This window comes from Amycolatopsis sp. NPDC058986, assembly GCF_042741125.1.
Classification (GTDB): domain Bacteria; phylum Actinomycetota; class Actinomycetes; order Mycobacteriales; family Pseudonocardiaceae; genus Amycolatopsis.
In genome coordinates this window covers 1-4,550 of record NZ_JBHYJW010000132.1, presented here as the reverse complement: position 1 = coordinate 4,550, position 4,550 = coordinate 1, and the positions used below count along the sequence as shown (strand labels likewise).

The following is a 4,550-nucleotide window of genomic DNA, read 5'->3' as shown; positions in this document are numbered from 1 at the left end:
CATGGCATGCGAGGAAAGTCCCCTTCAGCGCGTCCGGGGATCAAGACTGGACGCGAAGCGTCCCCGTTGAGGGCGGTGGCGGGGGCATGGGTGGAGAAAGTCCCCTTCAGCTCACGCGGGCAGGGAAGTCGCGGCGGGCACGGATCGGGCTGAACAGCACGAGCCCGAACGCGGCGAGCTTCACCCCGCCCATCAGCCACATCGTCTGCCGCACACCGAGGACCTCGCCGAGCAGGCCGCCGAGGAACGCGCCGAGCGGGATCGTGCCGTAGTTCATCACGGCGTAGGTCGCGGTGATCCGGCCGAACAGCTCGGGCGGGCAGTACCGCTGCCGGAACGTGCCGAGCAGCACGTTCGACACGACGACGCTCGCGCCCGCCCCGAACCACGCGACGGCGAAGAACACCAGCCCCGGCCCGGCGCTCGCGAACGGCCCCAGCAGCAGCATCGGCGCCCCGAAACCTATGCCGAGCAGGTACGACCGCGCGGTGCCGAACCGCGCCGCGAGCCGTCCGGTGACGAGTGCCCCGCACACGCCGCCCACGCCCGCCAGCGCCAGCACGAATCCGATCTGTCCCGGCCCCGCGCCGATCTCGCGAGCGAGGAAAACGATCTGGATCGCCTCATACCCGTCGATCGCGAGATTCGAGACGGCGCCGTAGATCATTAAAGTCCTCAAATACGGATCTCGTGTTACAAAACGTAGGCCGTCACCGATTTCTGTGCGAAGTCGCCGCTTTTCCACGAATGACTTCGTTTCTCTCGCGCGAACGAAATGCAGGCACAAGACCGAAATCGCGAAGCTGACAGAATCGGCGAGTATCCCGCTCACCGGTCCGAACACCTTTACCAGCAAACCGGCCAGTCCCGGACCCGCGATCTCGGTGGCCGACTCGCTGCCCTGGAGCTTGGTGTTCGCCTCGAGCAGTTGGCCGCCTTCGACCAGCGCGGGCAGGTACGCCCGATAGGCGAGCGTGAAGAACACCTTCGCCACTCCGCCGAGCAGCGCCGCGACCAGCAGGTACGGCATGGTGAGCACACCGAGCAGGGCAGCGGCGGGGACACTGCCGAACACCAGAGCCGACACCGCGTTGCAGGTGAGCATCACCGGCCGCTTGGGCAGCCGGTCCACCCACGCCCCCGCCGGGAGCCCGACCAGGAGCCACGGTAGCCAGGCCGCCGCGGCAAGCAGCCCGACCATGAACGTGCTCGCCCGCAAGGTCACGACCGCGACCAGCGGCAGGGCGGTGCTCGCGACCGCGCTGCCGAGCATGCTCGCCGTCTCGCCTGTCCAGAGCAGCCGGAAGTTCCGCGTCCGCCACAGCCCCGGCCGGGCGAGCGTCGTCACGGCTGACCGAGCGAGGCGCGCGCCACGAGGAAGACGGGCCGTCGTTCGACGCCGTCATCCGGCAGTTCCCGCTGCGTGTACTCGCGGAACAACGCCAGGACGCGGGCGTTCAGCTCGTGCAGCTCGGCTGCGGACAGCCGGGTCCAGGAGTCGTTGGCGAACCACGCGGCCTGCCACTGGGCGGGGTAACTCTCCCGGCCGGCCAGCCACCGCCGCGCGATCGCGGTCTCGTGCTCAAGGCTGAGGAACTCGGCGGCGTCGGCGATCGGGTCGCCGGGAAAGTCCGTGGCATCCCAGCTCAGCCCGCGCGGCACCCGGCGCCACCAGCGCTCCCGGCGGTCGCGAGCCAGCTCCGGCGCCTCTTCGACGAGCTCGCTGGTGGCCAGCACCTTCAGGTGATGACTGATGTTGCCGACGGCCTGCCCCGTCTTCTCTGCCAGTACCGACGCCGTCGCCGGGCCGTCGAGCTTCAGCAGGTCGAGCAGGCGGCGGCGCAGCGGATGCGACATCGCGGCCAGCACCCGGGAGTCGCGGACATCGTGAACATCACGTTCGCTCATATCCACAAGAGTAGTTGTACAAGAGTTCTTGTACAACTACGCACAGGGCGCCCCGGTATCCTGTGGACCATGGGAATCCTGACGTGGATCATCTTCGGCGCCCTGGCGGGCTGGGTGGCGAACGTGGTGGTCGGCGGCCGCGAACGGCGTCCTCAGGGCTGCCTCGTCAGCATCCTCGTCGGGGTGGTCGGCGCGGCGCTCGGCGGCTTCATCTACCGCGTCGCCACCGGGCACACGAAGAACTTCGAGTTCGACTTCCCCAGCTTCGGCGTCGCGATTCTCGGCGCGATCCTGCTGTTGCTCATTCTCCGGCTGGTGTCCAGCGCGGGAAACCGTGACCGTTCGTAACATTTGTTTCACGATCGGCAACCGTGGCCGTTCGGCCGATTAGAGTAGACGCTTCCCCTGTTCCCGCGGCCGGGTGCGTGCGTCGTCGGGGGGCGCATGCACCCGGCGCGTCCGGTTTGCCCGCGCCACGATCTCGGCAGCCCGTCCCGGATCCACCAGCGAGGGGATCGGCACCGCCACGATGTCCCGCTGCCACGCCGTGAACAGCTCGACGAGCTCTTCGTCGGCTGGATCGAGACTGGCTGACATCGCTTCCCTCGGCAGGTCCGGCAGGCGCCCGAGCGGCGCTAACTACCTACTGTTATCGTCGGCTGCCACTGACTGTTATCGCGGTGTGGCCACCCCCACCCCAGGCGGGGAAACCCGCGAGGGGGATACCCGGCCCGGCGACCAGGGGCCGTGCGGATCCTCCCGACGCGGCGGGCGGTAGCGTTGGGCCCGTCAACACCGGCCGCCGGACGGCGTCGCCGGAGTTCATTCCGACCACGAATTGCGGAGAGCCCACCCATGAGCGGCAACCGGCCGGAGGCAGGCGGCAACCCCCTCACGCACGCCGTGAAACTGGCCAGGGAGACCGTGCCGCCGATGCACCCGGCGGGACGCCCGTTCGTGTTCGGCGGGCTGGCCGCGACACTGCTGCTGCGCCGGTTCTCCAAGCGCCTCGGCGTCGTCGGCGCGCTGACGACCGCGGCCGTGGCGGCCTTCTTCCGCGCGCCCAAGCGCGTCGCGCCCAGCCGGGGCGGCATCGCGGTGGCGTCGGCGGACGGCCTCGTCTCGCTCATCGAGGAAGCCACCCCGCCGCCGGAGCTCGGCCTGCCCGCCGCGCCGCGGATGCGAGTGAGCGTCTTCCTGTCCGTGTTCGACGTGCACGTCCAGCGCACACCCGCGAACGGCGTGATCGAGCGGGTCGCGTACCGGCCGGGCAAGTTCCTCTCCGCGGACCTGGACAAGGCGAGCGAGGACAACGAACGCAACTCCGTGCTGCTGCGCACCGAGGACGGGCACGAGCTGGTCGTGGTGCAGATCGCCGGGCTGGTGGCGCGCCGCATCCTGTGCGAGATCCGCGAGGGCGACAAGGTCGGCATCGGCGAGACGTACGGCATCATCCGCTTCGGCTCCCGCGTCGACCTGTACCTGCCCGAGGGCAGCAAGGTGCTCGTCGAGAAGGGGCAGCGCACGGTCGGCGGCGAGACCGTGATCGCCGAACTCCCCGTCGTGCCGGCGAAGGGCTGAGCCATGGTCCGCGTGACCACTCCCGGCGTCCGGCTGCTGCCGAACGCCATCACCGTGCTGGCGCTGTGCGCGGGCCTGTCGGCGGTGCAGTTCGCGCTGACGCACAACTACGGGATGGCGATCGCGTCGATCGGCATCGCCGCCGTCCTCGACAGCCTCGACGGCCGGATAGCGCGGCTGCTGGACGCGACGTCGAAGATGGGCGCCGAGCTGGACTCGCTGTCCGACGGCATCTCCTTCGGCGTGGCCCCGGCGCTGGTGCTCTACGTCTGGCAGCCGGGCGCGGACAAGACCGGCTGGGTCGCGTCGCTGATCTTCGCGGTGTGCATGATCCTGCGGCTCGCGCGGTTCAACACCCTGCTCGACGACACCGAGCAGCCGCCTTACGCGAACGAGTTCTTCGTCGGCGTCCCGGCGCCCGCCGGCGGCCTGCTGGCGATGCTGCCGCTGATCGTCACGATGCACTTCGGCACCGGCTGGTGGTCCTCGGAGTACGTGACCTGGGCCTGGATGGTCGCGATCGCGGCGCTCTCGATCAGCCGCATCCCGACGCTGTCGCTGAAGACCGCGAAGGCACCGCCCAAGGCGATCGCGCCGCTGCTGGTGATCGTCGGGATCCTGGCCGCGGCCATCATCCAGTTCCCGCTGGTCGCGCTGGCCATCGCGCTGATCCTCTACCTGGCGCACATCCCGTACTCGGTCTACCGGCATCGCTGGCTGGCCGCCCATCCCGAGGCGTGGGCCGTGCCCCCGCGCGAACGCCGGGCCATCCGCCGCGCCAGGAGCCCGCGGCGGCTCGGCCTGCGTCCGCCGCTGCGTCGCCGGGTGGCCGGAGCGATGCGCGCGGTGCGGCTGCCCCGCAACGGCACCGAGTACACGCGGACGTCCCGGACCCTGGCCCGGGAGAACACCGAGAACGGCGACGGCCAGCACCCGCGGCGGCGCAGCTGGCGACGTATCGGCATCCGCCCGCGCACCCGCGACCGCGACTGACCCCTACTTCCGTGAAGGCCTCCTTACCGGCACTCAACGCCGGTAAGGAGGCCTTCACGGCATTGGAG

6 protein-coding genes are annotated in these 4,550 nt (G+C 70.0%); 3 read left to right on the top strand and 3 right to left on the bottom strand.

From position 1 onward, the window contains the following. Positions 1-106: 106 nt before the first annotated feature. Entirely contained in the window at positions 107-1,348 is a 1,242-nt protein-coding gene (locus ACFW0G_RS45325; protein ID WP_378331795.1) for an MFS transporter, read from the bottom strand. After that, positions 1,345-1,908, bottom strand: a complete 564-nt coding sequence (locus ACFW0G_RS45320; protein WP_378331794.1) for a helix-turn-helix domain-containing protein — start codon at positions 1,906-1,908, stop codon at positions 1,345-1,347. The genes ACFW0G_RS45325 and ACFW0G_RS45320 overlap by 4 nt, the downstream gene beginning before the upstream one ends. Before the next feature lie 69 nt (positions 1,909-1,977). Here ACFW0G_RS45320 and ACFW0G_RS45315 point away from each other — a divergent pair, with 69 nt between their 5' ends. Next, the gene (locus tag ACFW0G_RS45315) at positions 1,978-2,256 is read left to right on the top strand and encodes a GlsB/YeaQ/YmgE family stress response membrane protein (RefSeq protein ID WP_378331793.1); all 279 of its coding nucleotides are present in this window, start codon (positions 1,978-1,980) and stop codon (positions 2,254-2,256) included. A 39-nt stretch (positions 2,257-2,295) separates the two neighbouring features. Here the strand turns inward: ACFW0G_RS45315 and ACFW0G_RS45310 are convergent, their stop codons facing one another. After that, positions 2,296-2,505, bottom strand: a complete 210-nt coding sequence (locus ACFW0G_RS45310; RefSeq protein ID WP_378331792.1) for a hypothetical protein — start codon at positions 2,503-2,505, stop codon at positions 2,296-2,298. Positions 2,506-2,763: 258 nt separating this feature from the next. Here ACFW0G_RS45310 and ACFW0G_RS45305 point away from each other — a divergent pair, with 258 nt between their 5' ends. Then, positions 2,764-3,489 carry a phosphatidylserine decarboxylase gene (locus ACFW0G_RS45305; RefSeq protein WP_378331791.1) on the top strand — a complete coding sequence of 242 codons (726 nt, stop codon included), beginning with the start codon at positions 2,764-2,766 and terminating at the stop codon, positions 3,487-3,489. 3 nt (positions 3,490-3,492) lie between these two features. Continuing rightward, entirely contained in the window at positions 3,493-4,482 is a 990-nt protein-coding gene (gene pssA / locus ACFW0G_RS45300) for a CDP-diacylglycerol--serine O-phosphatidyltransferase (RefSeq protein ID WP_378331790.1), read from the top strand. Positions 4,483-4,550 lie beyond the last annotated feature (68 nt).